Raw genomic sequence first — 807 nt, 5'->3', positions numbered from 1 at the left:
CAGCTGACGCTCGGTGCTTCGGCAGCGCAGTGCCATGTTCCATGCTTTTAGCACCCCGTCCGTATGAAGGTTGGGGTGCAAGTGGTAGCCCATGATTCGGCGCGAGTACGCATCGGTTATCAGGCTGAGATAGCCGGTCGTTTCCCGTGTTTCGATATAAGTGATGTCGGCCACCCACAGCTGTTCAGCCATCGCTGGCTTGGGTTGCGCCTTCACCAGGTTCGGATGTTTGTGCATCCAGTGCTTCGAGTTCGTCGTCTTCCGGTAGCAGCGCTTCGGGTGCACCAGCATCCTGGCGCGCCGCAGTGCATCGAACAACCCGTCGCGTCCGAGCTTCAACCCGGCATTGGCAAACTGGGCTTTGAGCAAAAAGTAGAGCTTGCGCGTACCCACCTTGGGCTGACGCAGCCGTACCTGTTGCACCATTGTCTCGGCAACACGGTAGCGTGCCGCCCGTCCGATTTCCGCATGCAGGCGCTTGTAGTGCGCCTGCCGGCTAATCCCGAACAACTGACAGACCCGGCTGACGCTCAGGCCTTCCTCTTGCGCGAGGATTTGCGTTGTTCGGGCGAAGGCTTTTTTACGACCGTTACCCCATGTTCCTTGGCCAGGACGTCGAGCATGGTCTTGTAGACGAGCGACTGCTGCCGGGATTTATCCAGTTCGGCTTCCAGCTCTTTGATCCGTTGCTCAGGGGTGAGAGGCTGCGTCATGTCCGGTTGGGCCCGTACGAGTTGCAAAGCCAACGGACTCCAGTCCTGCTGCCCGTAGCGCCGTAACCATACTAGCACCGTACTTCGGCCCTGG

Annotated in this window: 1 protein-coding gene and 1 pseudogene; both read right to left on the bottom strand. The window is 59.4% G+C overall.

What is annotated here, in order from left to right:
* Positions 1 to 510, bottom strand: a 510-nt coding sequence (locus ACFPN5_RS25230; RefSeq protein WP_379786613.1) for a DDE-type integrase/transposase/recombinase, incomplete at its 3' end; no start/stop codon positions are given.
* Positions 511 to 530: 20 nt separating this feature from the next.
* Positions 531 to 807, bottom strand: a pseudogene (locus ACFPN5_RS25225) (IS3 family transposase); the annotation flags it as partial.

The organism is Massilia niabensis, from assembly GCF_042655085.1.
Lineage (GTDB): Bacteria > Pseudomonadota > Gammaproteobacteria > Burkholderiales > Burkholderiaceae_D > Telluria > Telluria niabensis.
Note: the sequence above shows the minus strand (reverse complement) of the source record. Positions and strands in the feature narration are given on the sequence as shown.